Here is a 25,234-nt window from a genome sequence, read left to right as displayed (position 1 = left end):
GTCACCTGGACACGCTGCGCGGCCGGTACTCGCCGGAGGCCGGTGCGCCAGTGCCCGTCCCCATGCTCCAGGAGGGACCGGGCGCGGCGGAGGCGCTGCTGGCGCTGGTGCGCGAGGCGGGTGTCACGCACCTGCACTGCACCGTGGCGGCGGCGCACGCCTTGTCGGCGCTGCCCGAGGCCACCGAGGCGCTGCGCCCCGTGCGGCGCATGTGGCTGGAGGGGGCGACCACCGACGCGGCGGCCTCGCTGGCGCGCGCCGTGTCGTCCGAGGTCCTCCGCCGTGACGCGGGGCTCGGGCTCGGTGCCTGGCTCCCGCTCGCCGGAGAGCTGCACGCGCCCTGGGAGGTGGTGGACACGCGGGGCCGGCCGGTGCCCCCGGGCGTGGTGGGCGAGCTGGCCGTGGCTGGCGCGGGCGTGCCGCGCGGCTTCTGGAATGCGCCCGGCTCCAGCGCGCTCCGGGTGCTTCCGGCCTCGGAGTCAGGGGCGCGCAGGCTGGCGACGGGCCGCCGCGCCCGGCGGCGCCTGGATGGCTCGCTGGAGCTGCTCGGCGCAGTGCCCGCGCCGTCGCGCCGTCCGAAGCCCCCGAAGGTGGCCACGGTGCCCGCGGCGAAGAAGCCCGAGGGCCCTCCGCCCATTCCCCGCGTCCCGCGCGACGGGCCGCTGCCGCTGTCCTTCGCACAGCAGCGGCTCTGGTACCTGGACAACCTGGAGCCGGGGAACGTCGCCTACAACAACGCCGTCATGCTCATCATGAGCGGCGCGTTGGACCGGGCCTCGCTGGAGCGCGCCCTCAACGAGGTGGTGCGCCGCCATGAAGTCCTCCGGACCACCTTCGCCATGGCCGACTCGGGCTCGGTGCAGGTCATCCTGCCCTCGCTGGAGGTGCCCATCCTCCCGTCCGTGGCGGAAGGCGCCAGCGAGGATGCGGTCGATGCCTGGGCGCGGGAAGAGGCCCGCCGCCCGTTCGACCTGCAAACGGGGCCGCTGATTCGCGCGAGGCTGATGCGCGTCCGGGACACCGAGCACGTCCTGCTGCTCGTGCTGCACCACATCGTCTCGGACGGCTGGTCCGCGGGGGTGATGATGCACGAGCTGGCGCGGCTCTATGAGGCCTTCATCCAGGGCCGGCCGTCTCCGCTGCCGGCGCTGCCCGTGCAGTACGCGGACTACTCGGTCTGGCAGCAGGCGTGGATGCACGGCCCCGAGCTGAAGGCCGAGCAGGACTGGTGGCGCGACGTGCTCGCGGACGTGCCGGTGCTGCGGCTGCCCACGGACCGGCCCCGGTCACCAGTGCAGACGTACCCGGGGGCGCGGCTGCCCCTGACCGTACCGAAGAAGCTGGCGGAGGCCCTCGGCGCCATGGGCCGGCGCGAGGGGGCCACGCCCTTCATGGTGCTGATGGCGGCATGGCAGTCCCTCCTGCATGCACACTCCGGGCAGGAGGACTTCGCGGTGGGCACGCCCGTGGCGGGCCGCAACCGCCCCGAAGTCGAGCCGCTCATCGGCTGCTTCATCAACACCATTGCCCTGCGCGCCGACCTGTCGGGCGACCCCACCTTCACCGAGCTGCTCGGGCGGGTGCGCCGCGCGGCGCTGGGTGGCTTCGCGCACCAGGACGTGCCCTTCGAGAAGCTGGTGGAGGCGCTGCGCGTGGAGCGCGACCTCAGCCATACGCCCATCTTCCAGACGATGCTGACGATGCACAACACGCCCGCGCCCGAGCTGGCGCTGGCAGACGTGCGCATCCGCAGCCGCCTGGCGCCCACGGTCGCCACCAAGGTGGAGCTCACGTTGGACCTCGTGGAGTCGCGCGAGGGCCTGACGGGCTTTATCGAGTACAACACGGACCTCTTCGACGCGGACACCGCCTCCCGCCTGGGGGGGCACCTGCTCCGGCTGCTGGAGGACGTGGCCGTCGCGCCGGAGCGGCGGCTGTCCCAGCTCTTCGTCCTGTCCGAGGCCGAGCGCGAGCGGCTGCTCGTCACCTGGAACGACACGCGCACGGACTTCCCGGACACGGCCACCGTGCATGGCCTCTTCCAGGAGCAGGTCGAGCGGACTCCGGACGCGCTGGCCGTGTCGATGGGTGACAGGCGGCTCACGTTCCGGGAGCTGGACGCGCGCGCCAACCAGCTCGCGCACCACCTGCACGGCCTGGGCGTGAGACGGGGGACGCTGGTGGGCCTGTGCTTCCACCGCTCCGCGGACATGGTGGTGGCCCTGTGGGCCGTCCTGAAGGCAGGCGGCGTGTACGTGCCCATCGACCCGGCCTGGCCCGCGTCGCGCGTGACCTTCCTCCTGGAGGACACCGGCGTGCCGGTGCTGCTCACGGAGGAGGCGCTGGCGGACACGTTGCCCGTGTCCGCGCAGTACCTGCTGTGCCTGGACACCGAGTGGGAGCGCACCGCGGGCCGTGAGCCCGTGACGCCGCCCGAGCCCCGCGCCACGGCGGACGACCTCGCGTACCTCATCTACACGTCCGGCAGCACCGGGCGCCCCAAGGGCGTCATGGTGGAGCACCGGGGCGTGGTGAACTACTTGTGCTGGGCGCTGCGCGCCTATGACATCGCTGGCGGCGGTGGCTCGCCCGTGCACTCGCCGCTGTCGTTCGACCTGACGGTCACCAGCCTCATCGCCCCGCTGGTGGCGGGCCGGCCGGTGGTGCTGGTGCGGGAGGAGGCGGGCGTCGAAGGCCTGGGCGAGGCGCTCCGCTCGGGCAGGGACTTCAGCCTGGTGAAGCTGACGCCCTCGCACCTGAAGATGCTGGCGCAGCAGCTCCGTCCCGAGGAGGCGGCGGGGCGCACGCGCGCCTTCGTCATCGGTGGCGAGGCGCTGACGGCCGAGGACGTGGCCTTCTGGCGCGAGCATGCGCCGGCCACACGGCTCATCAACGAGTACGGCCCCACGGAGACGGTGGTGGGCTGCTGCGTGTACACGGTGGACGCGGCGGACGCGGCGCGCGGCCCGGTGGCCATCGGCCGTCCCATCGCCAACACGCGCCTGTACGTGCTGGACGCGCACCTGCGGCTGGTGCCCGTGGGCGTGCCGGGCGAGCTGTACATCGGTGGCACGGGCGTGACGCGCGGCTACTGGCGCCGGCCGGAGCTGACGGCGGAGCGCTTCATCCCGGACGCCTTCAGCACCGAGCCTGGGGCGCGCCTGTACCGCACCGGAGACCGGGTGCGCTGGCTCGCGGATGGGCGGCTGGAGTACCTGGGCCGCACGGACTTCCAGGTGAAGGTGCGGGGCTACCGCATCGAGCTGGGGGAAATCGAAGCCGTGCTGCGAGCGCATCCGCTGGTGGGGGATGCGGTGGCGGTGGTGCGCGAGGACGGCCCCTCGGGGGCGAGGCTCGTGGCCTATGTGGTGCCTCGGGACGGGGAGGACTCCGCCGCGAAGCCCGACGTCGCGGCGCTGCGCGCGTTCCTGGGCGAGCGGCTGCCCGCGTACATGGTGCCAGCCACCTGCGTGACGCTGGCCGCCCTGCCGCGCACCCGGAACGGCAAGGTGGACGTCCGCGCGATCCCCGCGCTGGAGCGTCAGGCCCTGGAGAACCAGAACGCTCCGCCGGTGGCCCCGCGTACGGAGGTGGAGGAGCGGCTCGCGGCGCTGTGGCGCGAGGTGCTCAACGTGGAGCGCGTCGGCATCCACGACGACTTCTTCGAGCTGGGCGGGGACTCCATCCTCAGCCTGCAAATTGTCACCCGGGCCCGGGCGGTCGGCATCGAGCTGTCGCCGAAGCAGCTCTTCCAGCACCCCACGGTGGCCAGGCTGGCCGCCGTGGCCGGCACGAGGCTCGCCGTTCAGGCTGAGCAGGGGCCCGTCGTCGGGCCGGTGGCGCTCACGCCGATTCAACGCTGGTTCTTCGAGCTGGACGTGGAGGCGCCGCAGCACTGGAACATGACGCTGCTGCTCGAGGTGAAGATGGCGCTGGACGCGGCGCTGCTGGAGCGGGCGCTGGCGCACGTGCTGGAGCACCACGACGCGCTCCGGCTGCGCTTCGCTCGCGCGGAGGACGGCTGGCATCAGACCTCCGTGGCTCCGGGTGAGCCGGTGACGGTGGAGCGCGTGGACCTGTCCACGGTGGCGGACGACGCCTGGGCGGCGGAGCTGGAGCAACAGGTGGAGGTGCTCCATCAGACCCTGCGGCTGGATGGCCCGCTCGTGAAGGCGGCGCTCCTGGACGCGGGCGCGGGGCGGCCGGCGCGGCTGATGCTGGCCGTGCACCACCTGGTGGTGGACGCGGTGTCGTGGCGCATCCTGCTGGAGGACCTGGCGGCGGCGTACGCCCAGCTCGCGACGGGGACGGCGGTGCGGCTGCCGCCGAAGACGACGTCCTTCCAGGCGTGGGCGAGCGGGCTGGAGACGCTGGCGCGCTCGGAGAAGCTGGCGGCGGAGCGGACGTGGTGGCTGGAGCGGCCGTGGAGCGAGGCCGCGCGGCTGCCGGTGGACTTCGCCGACGGCGTCAACACGGAGGCCACCTCGCGCACGGTGCGCGTGGCGCTGGACGCGGACGAGACGAAGGCGCTGCTGCACGACGTGCCGAAGGCGTGGCACACGCAGCCACCGGACCCGCTGCTCACCGCGCTGGCACAGGCGCTGGCGAAGTGGACGGGGCGGAGCGCCGCGCTGGTGAACGTGGAGGGCCACGGCCGCGAGGAGGTGCTCCCGGGCGTGGACGTGTCCCGCACGGTGGGCTGGTTCACGCGCATCTTCCCGGCGCTGCTGGACCTTCGGGGCGCGCACAGCCCCGGGGACGCGCTGCGCAGGGTGAAGGAGGGGCTGCGCGCGGTGCCGTCGCAGGGCATGGGCTGGGGCCTGCTGCGGTACGTGGCCCGGGACGCGTCGCTGGCGGCGCTCCCCCCGGCGGAGGTCGGCTTCAACCACCTGGGACAGGTGGATGGAACCGTCGGAGCGGGGGCGCCCTTCACGCTCGCGCCCGAGGGCGAAACGCTCCGGCAGCGGGCGGGCAGTGCCCGCCGTCCGCACCTCCTGGAGGTGACGAGCGTGGTGCGGGACGGCCGGCTGGAGGTGACGTGGTCCTTCAGCGAGGCGCTGCACCGGCGTGAGACGGTGGTGGGCGTGGCGGAGGACTTCCTCGCGCGCCTGAAGGCCCTGGTGGTGGCGTCGCGGGCGCCGGAGGCGGGCGGACACTCTCCGTCCGACTTCCCGCTGGCGAAGGTGAAGCAGACGCAGCTCGACAAGCTGTCCGCACGGTTCGGGAAGAAGACGCGATGAGTGACAACATCGAGGATCTGTACCCGCTGTCGCCCCTGCAGGGCGGCATGCTCTTCCACGCGCTCTCGGAGCCCGAGCAGGGCCTGTACTTCAACCAGCTCGTCTGCGAGCTGCGAGGGCGGCTGGACGTGGACGCCTTCATCGCGGCGTGGCGGGGGGCGCAGCAGGCACACCCGGTGTTGCGGACGGCGCTCGTCTGGGAAGACATGGACGAGCCGATCCAGGTCGTGCTTCGCGAGGCGGACCTGCCGGTGCGTGAAGAGGACTGGCGCGGGCTGTCACCCGAGGCCGTCGACGCGAGGCTGGAGGTCTTCTTGAAGGAGGACCGGCGACAGGGCTTCGACCTGTCCAGTGCGCCGCTGCTGCGCCTGGCGCTGCTGCGCACCGGGGACGCGGCGTGGCGGTTCGTCTACAGCCACTCGCACCTGCTGATGGATGGCTGGTCGCTCCCGCTGCTGATGCGGGACGTGTTCGCGCTGTACGCGGGAAGGCTCGCGGGACGGCCCCAGGGCCTGGCCTCACCACGGCCCTACCGGGACTTCATCGCGTGGCTGGGAGAGCGGGATGCCGGCCCGGCGCGGGACTTCTGGCGACGCTCCCTGGCGGGCTTCACCGAGCCCACGCCGCTGGAGCCGGGAGACGCAGCTGCGGGGAGCACGGGAAAGGGAGAGCGGACCCTGAGCCTGGGCGTGGAGGAGACGGCGGCGCTGGAGGCCTTCGCCCGAAGGCGGAAGACGACGGTCGGCACGCTGGTGCAGGCGGCCTGGGCGCTGCTGCTCGCACGCTCCAGCGGCAGGGACGATGTGCTCTTCGGTGTGACGGTGGCCGGACGGCCCTCGGAGTTGTCCGGCGTCGAGGACATGCTGGGGATGTTCATCAACACGCTGCCGGTGCGCGTGCGGCTGCCTCCGTCCATGACGGTGGAGACGTGGCTGGGCGGGTTCCAGGATTGGCTGCTGGAGGCGCGGCAGCACGAGCACACCCCCCTCGTGGAGGCGCGTCGCTTCAGCGACGTCCCGGTGGGGGCTCCGCTCTTCGAGAGCCTGGTCGTCGTGGAGAACTACCCCGTGGACGTGGCGCTCGCCACGAAGCTCCAGGGGGTGGAGGTCCGAGGCGCCCGCTCGGTGGAGGTGGACAACCACCTGCTGTCGCTGGTGGCCGTCCCGGGCCGTGAGCTGGAGCTGCGCATCGGCTACCGTGAAGAGCGGTACGCCGCGGTGGCCGTGGACCGCATGCTGGCGCGCATCCACCACCTGCTGCACGCGCTGGCCGGCGGCGAAGGGCGGACGCTGGGGACGATTTCGGTGCTGGACGAGGCCGAGCGGCACCGGCTGCTGGTGGAGTGGAACGATACCGTCGCGGAGCCCGCGGCGGACGTGTGTCTGCACACCCTGTTCGAGCAGCAGGTCGCGCGGGCGCCGGACGCCGTGGCCGTGGTGGCCGGCGCCGGAGCGCTGACGTACCGGGAGCTGGAGGCGCGTGCCAATCAGCTCGCGCACCGGCTGCGTGCGTTGGGGGTGGGGCCCGAGGCCCGCGTGGCCCTCTGCGTGGAGCGCTCCCTGGAGATGATGGTCGCCCTGCTGGGCATCCTGAAGTCGGGCGCCGCGTACGTGCCGCTGGACCCGGGCTACCCGCGAGAGCGGCTGGCCTACATGCTCCAGGACAGCGGCGCCTCGGTGCTGCTCACCCAGCAGGCCCTGCGTCCGCTGTTGCCCGAAGGCGCCCACGTTCTCTGCCTCGATTCCGACGGGGACGCCATCTCCCAGCAGCCCCTCACGCCGCCTGCCTCCGGGGTTCTCGCCGACAACGTCGCCTACGCCATCTACACCTCTGGCAGCACCGGCCTGCCCAAGGGGGCGCTGCTGTCCCACCGCGCCCTCGTCAACCACATGGCGTGGCTGCTCTCCACCTTCGGCCTCGGCAGCGAGGACCGGGTGCTGCAGAAGACGCCGCTGAGCTTCGACGCCTCCGTCTGGGAGTGCTGGGCGTCGCTGCTGGTGGGCGCCCCCCTCGTCATCGCGCCACCCGAGGCCCATAGGGACCCGGTGGCCCTCGCCGAATGTGTGGTGCGCGAGCGCGTCACCGTGTTGCAGGTGGTGCCCTCCATGCTGCGCATGCTGCTGGAGGAGCCCGCGCTGCTCCGGGCCTCGCACCTGCGCTACCTCTTCTGCGGCGGCGAGGCCCTGCCCGCGCGGCTCACCTCGCGTCTTCAGGCGCTGCTGCCCGGGGTGCGGCTGGTCAACCTCTACGGCCCCACCGAGACCACCATTGACGCCACCTTCGCGTGGGCCTCCGGGGAGGAGCAGGGCCCCACCGTGCCCATCGGGCGCCCGGTGGCCAACACGCAGGTGTACGTCCTGGACGGGGCCGGGCAACTGGCGCCCGTGGGCGTCCCCGGCGAGCTGTACATCGGAGGCGTGCAGGTGGCCCGCGGCTACCTGGGCCGCCCCGCGCTGACCGCCGAGCGCTTCGTCCCAGACTCCTTCGGCCCGCGTCCCGGCGCGCGCCTCTACCGCACCGGAGACCTGGCGCGCTGGAGGAGGGACGGCACGCTGGAGTACCTGGGCCGCACCGACTTCCAGGTGAAGCTGCGGGGACAGCGCATCGAGCTGGGAGAGGTGGAAGCCGCGCTCGCGGCGCACCCGTCCGTGCGCGAGGCCGTGGTGATGGTGCGGGAGGACGGCGCCGAGGGGCAGCGCCTGGTGGCGTACGTGACGGCCGCCGGGGGCGTGACGCTGGAGGCGTCGGCGCTGCGCGCCCATGCCCGGGGCCGGCTGCCCGAGTACATGGTGCCTGGGGCCTATCTGGTGCTCCCGGCCCTGCCGCTGACTCCGAGCGGCAAGGTGGACCGCAAGGCCCTGCCGGCGCCGGAGTCTGGGCCGCGTGAGGGCTTCATCGCGCCGCGCACCGCCACCGAGCAGGTGCTCGCGGGCCTCTTCGCCGAGGTGCTGGGGCTGGAGCAGGTCGGCCTGCACGGGCACTTCTTCGAGCTGGGAGGACACTCCCTGCTGGCCACCCGCGCCGTCTCCAAGCTGCGCGGTGCGTTCGGCGTGGAGTTGCCACTGCGGGAGTTGTTCGAAGCGCCCACGGTGGTGGCACTCGCCGCCCGCATCGAGCGTCTGAGACGCACGGGTTCCTCCGTGCCGGCGCCTCCGCTGAGGCCTCGGGCAGACCGGACCGCGGCGCCGCCCGTTTCCTTCGCGCAGCAGCGGCTGTGGTTCCTGGACCAGTTGGAGCCGGGGAGTGCTTCGTACAACGTTCCGGCGGCGGTGCGGCTGACCGGGCCCCTGGACGCCCAGGCGCTGGAGAGGAGCTTCCAGGAGCTGCTGCGGCGCCACGAGTCGCTGCGCACCACGTTCCGTACAGAGGTCGGCGTTCCCGTGCAGGTCATCGCGCGGGAATGGGCACTGGCCTTCCACGAGGTCGACCTGAGCGCACGGCCGGAAGCCCTGCGTGAGGCCGAGGCGCGGCATCATGTGGAGCAGGAGGCGTTGCGTCCGTTCGACCTCGCGCGAGGGCCGCTGCTGAGGACGACGCTGCTGAAGCTGGCGCCCGGCGACCACATCCTGGTGCTCGTGATGCACCACATCGTGTCGGACGGTTGGTCCGCGGGCGTGCTGGTGCGCGAGGTGGCGGCACTCTACGACGCCTTTTCCCAGGGGCTGCCGTCACCGCTGCCCGAGCTGCCGGTGCAGTACGCGGACTACGCGGTGTGGCAGCGGGGCTGGTTGCAGGGTGAGGCGCTGGAGACGCAGTTGGCGTACTGGCGCGGGCAGCTGGAGGGAGCCCCGCGCGCATTGGAGTTCCCGACGGACAAGCCACGCCCGGCGGCCCAGACGTTCCGGGGCGGCTTCCGGCAGCAGACCTGGCCCAGGGCGCTGTGGCGCGAGGTGGAGGCGCTGAGTCGGCGCGAGGGCGTCACGCCCTTCATGGTGCTGCTGGCGGCGTACCAGGTGGTGTTGTCGCGCTACTCGGGACAGCAGGACCTCAGCGTGGGCTCGCCCATCGCGGGCCGCACGCACGCGGAGACCGAAGGGCTCATCGGCTTCTTCGTCAACACGCTGGCGCTGCGGGCGCAGGTGCGGCCCCAGGCCACGTTCCAAGAGCTGCTGGCGCAGGTGAGGGAAGTGACGCTGGGCGCCTACGCGCATCAGGACGTGCCCTTCGAGAAGCTGGTGGAAGCGCTGCTGCCAGAGCGCGACATGAGCCGCAGTCCGCTCTTCCAGGTGTCACTGACGCTGCAGAACACGCCGCTGCCCCAAATCGAATTGCGGCAGGGGCTGAGGCTGACGGGGCTGGAGGCGGACACCCGCACGTCGAAGTTCGACTTCTCGCTGATGGTCGAGGAGGTCGCCGAGGGTGTCTCAGCGGTCATCAACTACAACAGCGACCTGTTCGAGCCGGAGACGATGGAGCGGCTCTTGCGGCACGTGAGGGGGTTGCTCGAGGCGGCGGTGGCGGACCCGCAGCAGCGGGTGTCGGAGCTGCCGCTGATGGACGCAGGGGAGCAGCGGCGGCTGGTGGAGGAATGGAGCAGCCGCGCCGTGCAGTACCCTCGCGAGCAGTCACTGGCGGAGCTGTTCGAAGCGCAGGTGGTGAAGACGCCACATGCCGTGGCGGTGGAGTACGAGGGCCAGCAGCTGACGTACGCGCAGCTGAACGCGCGGGCCAACCAGCTGGCGCACCACCTGAAAGCCATGGGCGTGGGTCCCGAGGTGAAGGTGGGCCTGTGCGTGGAGCGCTCGCTGGAGCTGGTGGTGAGCGTGCTGGGCATCCTGAAGGCGGGGGGGGCCTATGTGCCTCTGGACTCGCACTACCCCCTGGAGCGGCTGGGGTGGATGAAGCGCGAGGCGGGCATCGCGCTGCTGGTGGCGCAGGAGAAGCTGGCGGAGGAGGTCGCCGAGGGCGCGAAGCTGGTGGTGTGTGTGGACACCGGGTGGTCCACCATTGCCCGCCAGCCAGAGAGCAACCTGCCGGGGCGAATGGGCGGGGACAGTCTGGCGTACGTCATGTTCACCTCGGGCAGCACCGGCAAACCGAAGGGCGTGGGCGTACCGCAGCGCGCGGTGTCGCGGCTGGTCCTGGGCGCGGACTACGCGCACTTCGGGCCGGACGAGGTGTGGTTGCAGCTGGCTCCCATCTCCTTCGACGCGTCGACGTTGGAGGTCTGGGGCGCGCTGCTGCACGGGGCGAAGCTGGTGGTGGCCTCGGCGGGCACGCCGTCGCTGGAGGAGCTCGGACGCACGTTGGTGGAGTCGGGCATCACCTCGCTATGGCTGACAGCGGCCCTCTTCGAGCAGATGCAGGCGCACCAGCCCGAAGCCCTGGGCCGGGTGAAGCAGGTGCTGGCGGGAGGGGACGTGCTGCCAGCCGCGCGCGTGCGCGAGCGGCTGGCTTCGGGTGGCATGCTCATCAATGGCTACGGCCCGACGGAGAACACGACCTTCTCCGCCTGCCACCGCATGCAGAAGGTGGAAGAGGCCGGAGCGCGCACGGTGCCCATCGGCCGGCCGGTGGCGAATACGACGGCGTACGTGCTGGACGAAGCCCTGCGGCCGGTGCCGGTGGGCGTGCCGGGCGAGCTGTATGTGGGAGGCGAGGGCCTGGCGCGCGGGTACGTGGGCCGGCCGGAGTTGACGGCGGAGCGCTTCGTGCCCAGCCCCTTCGGGAGGGGCGAGCGGCTGTACCGCACCGGAGACACGGTGCGGTGGAGCCAAGCGGGCACGCTGGAGTTCCTGGGCCGTAGGGACTCGCAGGTGAAGGTGCGCGGCTACCGCATCGAGCTGGGCGAAGTGGAAGCAGCGTTGCGGCAGCAGGGGCAGGTGAGGGAAGTGGTCGCCGTGGTGCGCGAGGACCTGCCCGGGGACAAGCGGCTGGTGGCCTATGTGGTGGCGCCGGACGCGGACGCTTCGGCCCTCAAGGACTTCGTGCGGCAGAAGCTGCCGGAGTACATGGTGCCCTCGGCGGTGGTGGTGCTGGACGTGCTGCCGCTGTCCGCCAACGGCAAGGTGGATCGGCGCGCCCTCCCCGCACCTGACTCCCTCCCGTCGGCTCAGCGTGAGCACCTCGCTCCTCGCACGGTTACCGAACAGGAACTCGCGGCGCTCTGGGCCGGGGTGCTCGGCACGGCCCGCGTGGGACGCGACGACGACTTCTTCGCGCTGGGCGGCCACTCCCTGCTCGCCACGCAGCTCATCGCGCACATCCGTTCCTCGCTGGGCGTCGAGCTGCCGCTGCGCGCCCTGTTCGAGGCCCCCACGCTCGAAGCCCTCGCGTCGCGCATCGACTCCGCGCGCAACGCGGGCGCGGCACCCGAGGCTCCTCCGCTGGTGCCGGTGCCTCGCACCGGAGTGCTGCCGCTGTCCTTCGCCCAGCACCGGCTGTGGTTCTTCGACCAGTTCTCGCCTGGAAGCGCCGCCTACAACATCCCCATCAGCCTGCTCGTGGAGGGCACCGTGCGGTGGGACGCCCTCCAGCAGGCCTTCTCCGCGCTGGTGGCCCGGCACGAGTCCTTGCGCACCACCTTTGCCGTGCACGAAGGCCAGGCCCGCCAGGTCATCCATCCGCCCGCGGACCTTCCGCTCGACCATGAGGACCTGAGCGCCCTGCCCGAGCCGGAGCGCCGGGATGCGGCCCGCCATCGCGGCGTGCAGGAGGCCCTTCGCCCGTTCGACCTGGAGCGGGGTCCGCTCCTCCGCGCCAGCGTGCTGCGGCTGGCTCCCCAGGAGCATGTGCTGGTGCTGGTGATGCACCACATCGTCTCGGACGGCTGGTCCATGGGCGTGCTGGTACGGGAGCTGGGCGCGTTCTACGCCGCGTTCGCCGAGGGCCGGCACCTCCCGCTTCCTCCGCTGCCGGTGCAGTACGCGGACTACGCCGTCTGGCAGCGACAGTGGCTGAGCGGCGGCCCGCTGGAGGCCCAGCTCGGTTGGTGGAAGGAGCGCCTCGCCGGAGCATCCGCGCACCTGGAGCTGCCCACCGACAAGCCCAGGCCCGCGGTGTTGTCGCACCGGGGCGCCACGGTGCCGGTGCGGTTGCCTCGGGAGCTCAGCGACGCTGTCTCGGCGCTGGCTCGGGAGCAGGGGGCCACGCCGTTCATGGTGCTGCTGGCGGGCTTCCAGGTGTTGCTGTCGCGCTACTCGGGGCAGGAGGACCTCAGCGTGGGCTCGCCCATCGCGGGCCGCCGGTACGCGGAGCTGGAGGGCCTCATCGGCTTCTTCGTCAACACGCTGGTGCTGCGGGCGCAGGTGCGGCCCCAGGCCACGTTCCAGGAGCTGCTGGCACAGGTGCGGGAGACGACGCTGGGCGCCTATGCGCACCAGGATCTGCCCTTCGAGAAGCTGGTGGAGGCCCTGCAGCCGGTCCGTGATTTGAGCCGGAACGCGCTCTTCCAGGTCTTCTTCGTCCTGCAGAACGCGCCCTTGGAGGCGCTGGCGCTGCCCTCCCTGTCCTTCAAGCCCCTGGGCGTCGAGGGCACCGAGGCGGCCCGCTTCGAGCTCACGCTGAACCTGAACGAGACGCCTGACGGCTTCGCGGGCATCCTGCTGTACAACACGGACCTGTTCACCCAGGCCACGGCCGTGGGCATGGTGGCCCGCTTCCAGATGCTGCTGGAGGCCGTCACCGCGAATCCAGGCCAGCGCCTCTCCGCGCTGCCGCTGATGACAGGCGCCGAGCGCCAACAGGTCCTGCACGCCTGGAACGACACTTCCTCCGAAGCGCCGCTCGACACCTGCGTCCACCACGCCTTCGAGCTTCAGGCTGCGCGCACTCCGGAGGCGCCCGCCGTCTCATACGAGGGCACCGTCCTGTCGTTCGCGCAGCTCAACGCCCGGGCCAACCGACTGGCGCACCAACTGCGCACGCTGGGCGTCGGGCCCGAGGTCCCCGTGGCGCTGTGCTTCGAGCGCTCGGTGGACATGGTGGTGGCCCTGCTGGGTGTCATGAAGGCCGGTGGCGCCTACGTGCCGATGGACCCCGAGTGGCCCGTCCAGCGCCTGGAGTTCACCCTCCTGGACTGCGCCGCGCCGGTGCTGCTGACGCAGCAGCGGCTGGTGGGCGCGTGGACTTCGGCGGGGACTCGCGTGCTGTGCCTCGACGCGGAGAACGCGCTGCCCTCGTCGCTGCCGTCGCACAACCCGGCTCCGGCCGCGTCGCCCGACAACCTCGCCTACGTCATCTACACGTCAGGCAGCACGGGTACGCCCAAGGGCGTCATGGTGCGGCACCGCTCCGTGCTCAACCTGCGCCACGCCCTGGCGCGCACGGTGTACGCGGGGCAGCCCGCGGGCCTTCGCGTCAGTGTCAATGCGCCGCTGGCCTTTGACGCTTCCGTCAAGCAGCTCATCCAACTCCTCGACGGCCACTGCCTGTGCATCGTTCCCGAGGCCACCCGTCAGGACCCGGACGCCATGCGTGAGTGGGTGGCGCAGCACCGCGTCGACGTGCTCGACTGCACGCCCTCGTTGCTGCGCCTCATGGTGCAGGAAGGCCTGCTCCAGGACGCGGCCGCCCCGCGCTTGTTGGTGCCTGGAGGTGAGGCCATCGACGAGGCGCTGTGGCAGCAGCTCGCCGCTGCACCCCGCACGCGCACGTTCAATGTCTACGGCCCCACCGAGTGCACGGTGGACTCCACCGCTTTCGCCGTGCGTCCAGACACCCGGCCCACCATCGGCGGCCCGCTGGCCAACGTCCAGGTGTACGTGCTGGATGCGCACCTGCTCCCGGTGCCCGCGGGCGTGCCCGGGGAACTCTTCATCTCCGGCACCGGCCTCGCGCGGGGCTACCTGGGCCGCCCGGGTCTGACAGCCGAGCGCTTCCTGCCGGACGCCTTCAGCGCCATGCCCGGCGCGCGCATGTACCGCACCGGCGACAAGGTGCGCTGGTCGGCGGACGGCACGCTGGAGTACCTGGGCCGCACCGACTTCCAGGTGAAGTTGCGCGGCTACCGGATTGAGCTGGGCGAAATCGAAGCGGCGCTCGCGCAGCACCCGTCCGTGAAGCAGACCCTGGTGCTGCTGCGCGAAGACGTCCCCGGCAACCCGCGCCTGGTCGCGTACCTCACCCACGCAGGCACCGCGCCGGATGTGGCCAGCCTGCGTGCTGCCCTCGAGCAGCGGCTGCCCGGGTACATGGTGCCGGCGGCCTTCGTGGTGCTGGAGTCCTTCCCGCTGACGCCCAACGGGAAGGTGGACCGCAAGGCCCTGCCTCCGCCGGACCTCGCCGCTTCGACGTCGGAAGGCTTCGTCGCGCCGCGCACCGCCACCGAGGTGACGCTGGCGGACGTCTTCGCCGAGGTGCTCGGTTTGGTGCAGGTGGGCCTGCACGGTCACTTCTTCGAGCTGGGCGGGCACTCGCTGCTGGCCACGCGTGCCGTCTCGCGGCTGCGTACTGCCTTCGGAGTCGAGCTCCCCATCCGCGCGCTGTTCGAGGCGCCCACGGTGGCCGCGCTCGCCGGCCGTATCGAGGAACTGAGGGGCGCCGGAAGCCTCGCCCTGGCGGCCCCGCCGCTGAAGCCGCGCGGGGACCGGAGCAGCCCTCCACCCCTGTCCTTCGCGCAGCAGCGCCTGTGGTTCATGGATCAGCTCCAGCCTGGGAGCGCTTCGTACAACGTGCCGCACGTCGTGCGCCTGGAGGGGACGCTCGACCGGAGCGCCCTCGAGTCCGCGCTGCGTGCGCTCGTGCTGCGGCACGAGGTTCTGCGCACGACGTTCCACGTCCACGACGGCCAGCCGTTCCAGCGCATCCATCCGGAAGGCCAGGTCCACCTGGAGTTCATGGACCTGGTGTCCCTGCCCGCGCAGGCGCGTGAGGCCGAGGCCCGGCGGCTGGCGGACGCGGAAGCCCGACGTCCATTCTCGCTCGAAGCGGGGCCGCTCTTCCGGGCGACGTTGGTCCGCCTCGAGGTCGGCGAGCACCTACTGCTGCTGACCACGCACCACATCGTGTCCGACGGCTGGTCCACTGGCGTGCTGGTGCGGGAGGTGGCGGCCTTCTACGAGGCGTTCGTCGCCGGCCGCGTGCCGAGCCTGCCGGCCCTGCCGGTGCAGTACGCCGACTTCGCCGTGTGGCAGCGCGACTGGCTGCAGGGCCCCGCCCTCCAGGCGCAGCTCGACTACTGGCAGCGGCAGCTCTCCGGAGCGCCGCCCGCGCTGGAGCTGCCCACCGACCGGCCCCGGCCGCTCTCCCAGACGGATGCGGGTGCATTCGTTCCGGTCCAGCTGTCGGCCCCGGTCTCCCAGGCGCTGAAGACGCTGGCTCGGCAGGAGGGTGCCACGCCCTTCATGGTGCTGCTGGCGGCATGGCAGGTCGTGCTGGCGCGCTACTCGGGCCAGGACGACATCAGCGTGGGTTCGCCCATCGCGGGCCGCACGCACGCGGAGACCGAAGGCCTCCTCGGCTGCTTCATCAACAACCTGGTGCTGCGCACCCAGGTGGCTCCGGAGCAGAGCTTCCGCGAGCTGCTGACGCGGGTGAAGCAGACGACGCTGGACGCGTACGCCCACCAGGACGTCCCGTTCGAGCGCCTGGTGGAGCTGCTCCAGCCCGAGCGCGATCTGCGCAGGCCGCCGCTCTTCCAGGTGACGTTGACCCTGCAGAACACGCCGACGGAGGCCCTGCGGCTCTCCGGACTGGCGCTGCGGCCCGTCACGCCCGAGCTGACCACGTCGCGCTTCGAGCTGAGCCTCCTGCTGGACGAGAGCGAGCAGGGCTTCGGAGGAGCGCTCAACTACAACACCGACCTCTTCGACGCGACGACGGCGGAGCGGCTGGCACGGCACTTCGGCGCGTTGGTGGAAGCCGCGGTCTTCCACGCGGACGCGGCGGTGGGCACGCTGGAGCTGCTGACGGCGGGTGAGCGTCAGCAGCTGCTGGTGGAGTGGAATGACACGGCGACGTCGGCGCCGCTGGCGACGCCGGTGCATGTCGTGTTCGCCCGTCAGGCGGCGGTCACGCCTGACGCGGTGGCCGTGGTCTTCGGCGACACGCAGCTGACGTACGGAGAGCTGGAGCAGCGGTCCAACCAGCTGGCCCGCTACCTGCGCACGTTGGGCGTCAAGCGTGGCACGCGCGTGGGCCTGAGCGTGGAGCGCTCGCTGGAGCTCATCGTTTCGCTGCTGGGCATCCTCAAGGCCGGCGGCGCCTACGTGCCGCTCGACCCCAGCTACCCGGCGGAGCGCCTGTCCGTCCTCGTCCAGGATTCGGGCATGGGCGTGCTGATTGCGCAGGAGCACGTGGCGGATCAGCTCCCCGTGGTCGTCCCACTGATGGTGTTGGTGGACGCGGAATGGGACATGGTGGCCACGCAGTCGGGTGCGCCGCTGGAGGAGGAGGGGAGCGGCGAAGACCTGGCGTATGTGATGTTCACGTCGGGCAGCACGGGCCGCCCCAAGGGCGTATGCGTGCCGCACCGCGCGGTGGTGCGGTTGGTGAAGGACGCGGACTTCATCCACTTCGGGCCGGAGGAAGTCTTCCTGCAGCAGGCGCCGGTGTCCTTCGACGCGTCGACGCTGGAAGTCTGGGGTGCGCTGCTCAACGGCGGGCGGCTGGTGGTGGCGCCTCCGGGGGCGGTGTCGCTGGAGGAGCTGGGCGCGCTGCTCAAGCAGCAGGGCGTCACGGTGCTGTGGCTGACGGCGGCGCTGTATGAGCAGGTGGTGCGCTTCCAGCCGGAGGCCCTGGCGGGAGTGAAGCAGGTGCTGGCCGGTGGCGACGTGCTGCCGGTGGGCCGGGTGCGTGAGCACCTGGAGCGGCTGCCTCAGGGCGCGGTGCTGGTGAATGGCTACGGCCCGACGGAGAACACCACCTTCTCGGCCACGCAGACGCTGCGGGCCGGGGACGGGGTGGGCGCGACGGTGCCCATTGGCAAGCCGGTGGCGCACTCGACGGCGTACGTGCTGGACGCGCGCCTGCGGCCGGTACCGGTGGGCGTGCCCGGTGAGTTGTACGTGGGAGGCGAGGGCCTGGCGTGGGGCTACCTGGGCCAGGCGGCCCTGACGGCCGAGCGCTTCGTGCCCGACGCGTATGCGACGAAGCCGGGCGCACGGCTGTACCGCACCGGAGACCGGGTGCGGTGGCTGGAGGGTGGCCGGCTGGAGTTCCTGGGCCGCGTCGACTTCCAGGTGAAGGTGCGTGGCTACCGCATCGAGCTGGAGGAAGTGGAGGCGGTGCTGCGGCAGTGCGCCGGGGTGGAAGAGGCAGCCGCGGCGGTGAAGGAAGACGAGTCGGGCGACAAGCGGCTGGTGGCCTATGTGGTGGCGCCGGACGCGGACGCTTCGGCCCTCAAGGACTTCGTGCGGCAGAAGCTGCCGGAGTACATGGTGCCCTCGGCGGTGGTGGTGCTGGAGGCGCTGCCGGTGTCGGCCAACGGCAAGGTGGACCGGCGCGCGCTGCCGATGCCGGAGGCCCCGGCCGCGGCGGCGGAGACGTACGAGGCGCCGCGCACCCCGACGGAGGAGAAGCTGGCGGCCATCTGGGCCGAGGTGCTGCGGGTGGAGCGGGTAGGGCGCTTCGACGACTTCTTCGAGCTGGGGGGCCACTCGCTGCTGGCCACCCAGGTGGTGTCGCGCCTTCGAGTCCTGGCGGGCGTGGACCTGCCGCTGCGCGAGTTGTTCGAGGCATCCACGGTGGCGGGGCTCGCCACCCGCGTGGAGGCACTGGCGCTCGCTTCTCAGGGCACCGCGCTGGCCCCACCGCTGCTGCCCGCGCCGCGCACGGGCCCGCTGCCGCTGTCCTTCGCGCAGCAGCGCCTGTGGTTCCTCGACCGGCTGCAGCCAGGCAGCCCGTTCTACAACATGCCCGTCGTGCTCTGGCTGGACGGCACGCTGGACGTGGGCGCGATGGAGCAGAGCCTGACGGAGCTGGTCCGCCGCCACGAGGTGCTCCGCACCACCTTCGGGGAAGGCCCGGTCCAGGTCATCCACCCGGCCGCGCCCGTCCCCCTCGCGGTCGTGGACCTGTCGCCGCTGCCCGAGGCGCGGCGCGAGCCGGAGGCCCGGCGACTGGCTCTCGAAGAGGTTCGGCGTCCGTTCGACCTCGTGAAGGGGCCGCTGCTGCGCGCCACGCTGCTCCGCGTGTCCGCTTCACGGCACCTGCTGCTGCTCACCCTGCACCACATCGTCTCGGACGGCTGGTCCATGGGGGTGCTGGTGCGCGAGTCCGCCGCCCTCTACGCGGCCTTCTGTGCGGGCCAGCCCTCGCCGCTGCCGGAGCCGGCCGTGCAGTACGCGGACTACGCGGTCTGGCAGCGGGGCTGGCTGCAGGGGGAGGCGCTGGAGGCGCAGCTCTCCTGGTGGCGCGAGCACCTCTTCGGCGCGCCTCCCGCGCTGGAGCTGCCCACCGACTTCCCGCGTCCCGCCGTCGCGGGGCTGAAGGGGGCCAAGCTCCAGCGGGTGCTGCCGCGCGGCCTCGTCGACGCGCTCAACGCCCTGTGCCAGCGCGAGGGCACCACGCTCTTCATGTCCCTGCTGGCGGGCTTCCAGGTCGTCCTGTCGCGCTACTCGGGCCAGGAGGACTTCATCATCGGCACGGACATCGCCAACCGCAACCACGTGGAGACGGAGGGGCTCATCGGCTTCTTCATCAACCAGCTGGCCCTGCGCGCGCGGCTGGACGGCGAGCCGAGCTTCCGCGAGCTGCTGGGCCGTGTGCGGCGGACCACGCTCGGTGCGTACGCCCACCAGGACCTGCCCTTCGAGGAGCTGGTCCGGGTGGTGAATCCCGACCGGGGCCAGGGCCATGCGCCGCTGTTCCAGGTGAAGCTGGTGCTCCAGAACCAGCCGCACTCCACCCTGGAGGTGCCCGGCCTCACCCTGCGCGAGGAGCCCGTCAGCGCGGGCACGTCGCGCCTGGACCTCACCCTGGCCCTCGTGGAGTCGCCCCGGGGCCTGGAGGTCGCGTGCGAGTACCGCACGGACCTCTTCCAGGAAGAGACCATCGACCGCCTCGTGCGGCACCTGGCCACGGTGCTGGAGGCCGCGGCGGCCCGGCCCGAAGCGCGCCTGTCCTCGCTGCCCCTGCTCTCCGAGGCGGAGCAGCGCCAGGTGCTCGTGGAGTGGAACGCCACGGCGCGGGACTTCCCGCGCGACGCCTGCGCGCACCACCTCTTCGCGGCCCAGGCAGCACGCACGCCAGACGCGGAGGCCCTGCGCTTCGAGGGCCAGTCGCTCACGTACGCGCAGCTCGACCGGCGCGCCAATCAGCTCGCGCACCACCTGCGCACGCTGGGCGTGCGTCCCGAGGTGCCGGTGGCGCTCTGCGTGGAGCGCTCGCTGGAGATGGTGGTGGGCATCCTCGGCATCCTCAAGGCCGGCGGCGCCTGGGTGCCCATGGACGCGAGCTACCCGGTGGAGCGCCTCACGTACATGCTGCGCGACTGCGCCGCGCCGGTGCTCGTCACCACCGAGGCCATCTCCGATGAGCTGCCCGCCGGCAGCGAGCAGCTCGTCCTGCTCGACGCCGACGCGGCCCTCATCGCCGCTCAGCCCGAGACGCCCTTCGAGAGCGGGGCGGGCGCGGACCACCTCGCCTACGTCATCTACACGTCGGGCAGCACGGGCCGTCCCAAGGGCACGTTGTTGCAGCATCGCGGCCTGTGCAACACGGCGCTGACGGCCGGGCGGATGCAGGACTTCGCTCCTGGCACCCGCGTGCTCCAGTACGCGGCGTTCGGCTTCGATGCCTCGGTCTGGGAGGTCTTCTCGACGCTGCTGGCGGGCGCGGCGCTGGTGCTCGCGCCTCGCGAGCGGCTGCTGCCGGGCGCACCGCTGAGCACGCTGCTGCGCGAGGAGTCCATCACCGCCATTGCCCTGACGCCGTCCGTCCTGGCGCAGCTGGCGCCGGAGGACTTCCCCTCGCTGCGGACGCTCGTGTCCGCGGGCGAGGCCTGCACGCCGGAGCTCGTGGCCCGCTGGGGCGCGCGGGTGCGGCTGTTCAACTCGTACGGCCCCACCGAAGTCACGGTGTGCGCCACCAACACCGGGCTCCTGCAGCCGGGGCAGCGCCTCACCATTGGCCGGCCCTGGGCCAACCTCCAAGTGTACGTGGTGGACGCGTCGCTGAGGCTGCTCCCGGTGGGAGTGCCCGGCGAGCTGTGCGTGGGCGGCGTGGGCCTCGCGCGCGGCTACCTCGGCCAGCCAGGCCTGACGGCCGAGCGCTTCGTTCCGGACCCGTTCTCCGGCATCCCCGGGGCACGGCTTTACCGCACGGGAGACCGCGCACGGTGGCTCTCGGACGGCACGCTGGAGTACCTGGGCCGCATCGACTTCCAGGTGAAGCTGCGCGGCTTCCGCATCGAGCTGGGAGAGGTCGAGTCCGCCCTCACGCAGCACGCCTCCGTGCGCGAGGCCGTGGCACTCGTGCGAGAAGACGCCCCCGGCGACAGACGCCTGGTCGCCTACGTCGTTGCAGAAGAGGGGGACACGCTGGACGTGGCCGCGCTGCGCCATGCCCTCAAGCAGCGGCTGCCCGAGCACATGGTGCCCTCGGCCATCGCCGTGCTGCCCTCGCTGCCGCTGACGTCCCACGGCAAGGTGGATCGCGCGGCCCTGCCCGCGCCGGAAGGGGCTCGCGCTCCCGGAGCGCCCGGGTACGTGGCACCGCGCACCGCCACCGAGGAGCAGCTCGCCACGCTGTGGGCGGAGCTGCTGCACGTGGAGCGCGTGGGCGTCCACGACGACTTCTTCGATCTGGGGGGCCACTCGCTGCTGGCCACGCAGCTGGTGTCCCGCCTGCGCGCCGTCATGGGCGTGGAGGTCCCCCTTCGCGTCCTCTTCGAGGCCCCGACGCTGGAGGCCCTCGCCCGGCACGTGGAGCACGTCACGAAGAGCCTCGCGCAGTCCGCGCCGCGCCCAGTGCCCCGGGGCGGCCCGCTGCCGCTGTCCTTCGCCCAGCAGCGCCTGTGGTTCCTCGACCGGCTCCAGCCCGGCGGCGCTACCTACAACGTGCCCTCCTTCCTGCGTGTGGATGGCCGGCTCGACGTGGACGCACTGGCGCAGGCCTTCGCGGAGCTGGTGCGCCGGCACGAGAGCCTGCGCACCCGCTTCCCGGACGAGGGCGGCATCCCCGTCCAGGTCATCGACCCGCCGGGCCCGTTCCACCTCGCGGTGACGGACCTCCGCGAGCGCGAGGACCGCGAGCCGGAGGCGCGGCGGCTGACCCGCGAGGAGGCGCTGCGCCCGTTCGACCTCGCGCGTGGGCCCCTGCTGCGCGTCTCGCTGCTGCGATTGTCCGGAGAGCAGCACCTGCTGCTCCTCACCCTGCATCACATCATCTGCGACGGCTGGTCCTCGGGGGTGCTGGTGCGGGAGCTGGAGGCCCTCTACCGGGGCTTCGCCGCGGGCAGTCCCGTGGCCCTGCCGGAGCTGCCCCTCCAGTACGCGGACTACTGCGTCTGGCAGCGGGAGTGGCTGCGTGACGAGGTATTGGAATCCCAGCTCGCCTATTGGAAGGGCCATCTGAGCGGGGCGCCGCACGCGCTGGAGCTGCCCACGGACTTCCCGCGTCCCGCCGTGCCGTCCTCGCGGGGCGCGAGCTTCGGATTCCAGCTTCCTCCGGAGCTCTCCCGCGAGCTCCAGGCCCTGTGCCGCGCGGAGGGAGTCACCCTCTTCATGGCGCTGCTGGGCGCCTTCCAGGTGGTGCTGGCCCGTCACTCCGGACAGGACGACGTCGTCGTCGGCACCCCCATCGCGGGCCGGCGCTTCGCGGAGCTGGAGGGACTGGTGGGTCTCTTCATCAACACGCTCGCCCTGCGGACGCGCCTGGACGGAGACCCGTCCTTCCGCGAGCTGCTCGGGCGCGTGCGCGAGACAACGCTGGGCGCGCAGGCCCACCAGGACCTCCCGTTCGAGAAGCTGGTGGAGGAGCTGCGGCCCCAGCGCGACCTGGGCCGCTCGCCGCTGTTCCAGGTGATGCTCATTCTCCAGAACACGCCGGATGCGGGGCCGCGCCAGGACACCGCGCTGTCCCTCAGTCCCGTGGCCGTGGAGAGCGACAGCGTCAAGTTCGACCTGACCGTGAGCTTCGTCGAAGGACCTGACGGCGTGCGCGGCCATGTGGGGTACCGCACGGACCTGTTCCGCGAGGAGACCGTGCGCCGTCAGGTCGCGCAGCTCAGGATGCTCCTGGAGGCAGTTACCGCCAACCCGGCGCTGCGCCTGTCGGAGCTGCGCCTGCTCGGCGCGGACGAGCAGCGGAGCCTCCAGGTGGACTTCCAGGGCCCGGCGGAGGCGTACCCGCGCGACGTGTGCCTGCACTCGCTCATCGAGGCGCAGGTGGAGCGCACGCCCGAGGCCGAAGCGGTGCGCTTCGAGGACACGGCGCTGTCCTACCGGGAGCTGGACCGTCGCGCCAACCAGCTCGCGCATCACCTGCGCGCGCTGGGCGTGGGGCCGGAGACGCGCGTGGGTGTGTGTCTGGAGCGCTCGTTGGACCTGGTGGTTGCGCTGCTGGGCGTGCTGAAGGCCGGCGGCGCGTACGTGCCGCTGGACCCGGCGTACCCGAAGGAGCGGCTGGCTTGGATGCTGGAGGACTCGGACGCGTCGGTGCTGCTCACCTGGCGGTCGCTGCGGGAGGTGCTGCCCGCTCACTCCGCCCGGGTGCTGTGCCTGGACGGCGAGGGGGACGCGGTGTCGCGGGAGGCGGGCTCGCGGTTGGTGCCGATCGTCGGTCCCGACTCGCTGGCCTACGTCATCTTTACGTCCGGAAGCACCGGCCGGCCCAAGGGCGCGATGAACGCGCACGCCGGCCTCGTCAATCGCCTGCTGTGGATGCAGGGAGAGTACGGGCTGACGGCGGCGGACACCGTGCTGCAGAAGACGCCCTTCAGCTTCGACGTGTCCGTCTGGGAGTTCTTCTGGCCGCTGATGTCGGGGGCGCGGCTGGTGCTGGCGCGGCCCGGCGGGCACCAGGACCCCGCGTACCTCGTGCGGTTGATGGAACAGGAGCGCGTCACCACCGCGCACTTCGTGCCGTCCATGCTCCAGGCCTTCGTGGAGGAGCCCGGGCTGGAGCGGCTGGAGCACCTGCGTCACGTGGTGTGCAGCGGTGAGGCGCTGCCGGCTCCCGTGGTCCGCCGCGCGCAGGCCCGGCTGCCGGTGGCACAGGTCCACAACCTCTATGGCCCCACCGAGGCGGCCGTGGACGTCACGTACCATGCGTGCCCGCGTGACGATGCGCGGCCCGTCGTGCCCATTGGCCGGCCGGTGGCCAACACCCGCATCTACATCGTGGACCGCCACGGCCAGCTCGCGCCGGTGGGCGTGCCGGGCGAGCTGCTCATCGGCGGCATCCAGGTGGGCCGGGGCTACTGGCGCCGGCCGGAGCTGACGGCGGAGCGCTTCGTGCCGGACCCCTTCACCGGCACGGCGGGCGCACGCCTGTACCGCACCGGGGACCTGGCGCGCTGGCTGTCGGACGGAACGCTGGAGTACCTGGGCCGGCTCGACTTCCAGGTGAAGCTGCGCGGCTTCCGCATCGAGCTGGGAGAAGTCGAGGCCGCCCTGCGCGCGCACCCGGGCGTGGGTGACGCGGTGGTGGTGGCGCGTGACGACGGCCCTGGTGGAGCGCGGCTGGTGGCCTACGTGGTGCCCGCGTCCTCCGCGTCTCGGGACGGTGGCACGCAGCGGGAGGTGCGCTTGTCCCAGGGCGGTGCCCCCATGTCGGAGGGCGCCATGGTGGAGGTGACGGAGCCGCGCACCTCGCCTCGGGTCAGCGCTTCCGTGCCAGAGGGCGCCACGCTGGAGGTGACGGAGCTGCGCACCTTCCTGTCGCGGCACCTGCCCACGTACATGGTGCCCTCGGCGTTCGTGGCGCTGAAGGCGCTGCCGCTCACGCCCAGCGGCAAGGTGGACCGCAAGTCGTTGCCCGCGCCGGAGGACGGTGCCTCCACCACGGGTACGGTGCATGAGCCGCCCCGGACGCCGCTGGAGCAGTCGCTGGCCGAGGTGTGGGCCCGCGTGCTGCGGATGGAGCCGGAACGGGTGGGCCGGCGCGATGACTTCTTCGCGCTGGGAGGCCACTCGCTGCTGGCCACACAGGTGGTGGCGAGGCTGCGCGAAGCACTGGGGGTAGAGGTGCCCCTGCGGGCCCTCTTCGAGGCGCCCACGGTGGAACGGCTCGCGGCCTGGTTGGAAGGCGCGAGGAATGACGGTCCCGCGCGCCACTGCGTGACGTTGAGGGCGGAGGGCTCGGGCACACCGGTGTTCCTCGTGCACGCGGTGGGCGGCGCGGTGGGCTCCTACCGCGAGCTGGCGCGGAGGCTGGGCCCGGGCCGTCCCCTCTACGGCTTGCAGGCCGCAGGGCTCGATGGGAGCGAGCCTCCGCTGGAGACGGTGGAGGCCCTGGCCCTCCGGTACGTGGAAGCGGTGCGCGCGGTGCGGCCGGAAGGGCCCTACGTGCTCGGCGGCTGGTCCATGGGTGGCGCGGTGGCCTTCGAGATGGCGCGAGCACTGGAGCGCCAGGGGCAGCGGGTGGAGTTGCTGGTGCTGCTCGACAGCTTCGCGCCGGGGGACGACGCTCCCAGGCGGGAGCCGGATGGCGCGCTGCTGCTCGCCGGCATGGCCATGGACCTGGCGCGCACGGCGGGCGTCGAGTCGGCGCTGCGACCGGAGGTGCTCGAAGGCTTGTCCGAGGATGCGCAGCTCACGGTGGTCATCCAGCACGCGCGCGAGGCGGGCTGGCTGCCACCGGAGGTCCGGGAGTCGGACCTCCGGGCCTGGCGCGACGTGATGCGGGCGAACCTGCGCGCGCAGCTGGCCTGGCGGCCCGGAGACTACGAGGGCGGGCCGGTGCTGCTGATGCGGGCGAAGGACTCGAAGCGCGAGCCCACCGTGGATGCGACCCATGGCTGGTCGCGCCACGTGACGTCCGTGCTCACGGTGGAGGACGTCCCCGGAGACCACTACAGCGCGCTGCGTGCACCGCACGTGGACACGCTGGCGGCCCGCCTCGCGAAGCACCTCGACGCGGCCATGGAGGACGACCGGCGCGAGGAGGGCTAG

At 72.3% G+C, this 25,234-nt stretch carries 2 protein-coding genes (1 of these 2 only partly in view); both read left to right on the top strand.

The window, feature by feature from the left end:
• Nucleotides 1–5,240, top strand: partial view of a non-ribosomal peptide synthetase/type I polyketide synthase gene (locus G4D85_RS19085; protein ID WP_164013945.1) — the end only. The gene continues 6,157 nt to the left of window position 1, outside the view; only the last 5,240 of its 11,397 coding nucleotides appear in the window; its start codon lies off the left edge, out of view; it ends in the stop codon at nucleotides 5,238–5,240.
• Complete coding sequence (locus tag G4D85_RS19080) at nucleotides 5,237–25,234, top strand: non-ribosomal peptide synthetase (protein ID WP_164013943.1); 19,998 nt, start codon at nucleotides 5,237–5,239, stop codon at nucleotides 25,232–25,234. The genes G4D85_RS19085 and G4D85_RS19080 overlap by 4 nt, the downstream gene beginning before the upstream one ends.

The organism is Pyxidicoccus trucidator (assembly GCF_010894435.1).
Taxonomy (GTDB): domain Bacteria; phylum Myxococcota; class Myxococcia; order Myxococcales; family Myxococcaceae; genus Myxococcus; species Myxococcus trucidator.
This window is presented reverse-complemented; position numbering and strand designations above follow the sequence as displayed.

What these genes read in the sequence shown, in the direction of transcription:
- G4D85_RS19080 (WP_164013943.1), top strand. Translation starts at nt 5,237, where the DNA reads ATGAGTGACAACATCGAGGATCTGTACCCGCTGTCGCCCCTGCAGGGC.